Annotated in this window: 1 protein-coding gene; it reads right to left on the reverse strand. The window is 25.1% G+C overall.

Annotated elements, in window-relative coordinates; translation table 11 throughout:
• A partial coding sequence (locus I6E31_12530) for a transposase (GenBank protein ID MCF2640782.1) occupies positions 1 to 363 on the reverse strand: 363 nt, incomplete at both ends.

Here is a 363-nt window from a genome sequence, read left to right on the forward strand (position 1 = left end):
ACATATAGTCATTTACTTTATTATTGCGAGAACTATATAGATATTTTTGTCTTAAAGTTGGTTTTTTACCATACTTTTGCTTATCTTTAATACTTTGAAGACGAGCATTTTCTTTATTAAACCATTGATTAATAGACTTTAATTTTTTTCCATCTATTATGAAAGATTTACCTTTACTTGTAACGCAAGTTGCAAGATTATTAATTCCAAAATCAATAGCTAGTGCATGGTTTTTATCTAAATTTCTTTGTTCTTCCTGTACTTCATAAGTATACTGAATTTCAAAGAACCTAGCATTAAATTTAGGAATAATTCTAATCTCTTTAATCTTTTTATCAAGTAAAATAGGTGGAATTTTAATTG

Source organism: Fusobacterium varium (assembly GCA_021531615.1).
Classification (GTDB): Bacteria; Fusobacteriota; Fusobacteriia; order Fusobacteriales; family Fusobacteriaceae; genus Fusobacterium_A; species Fusobacterium_A varium_C.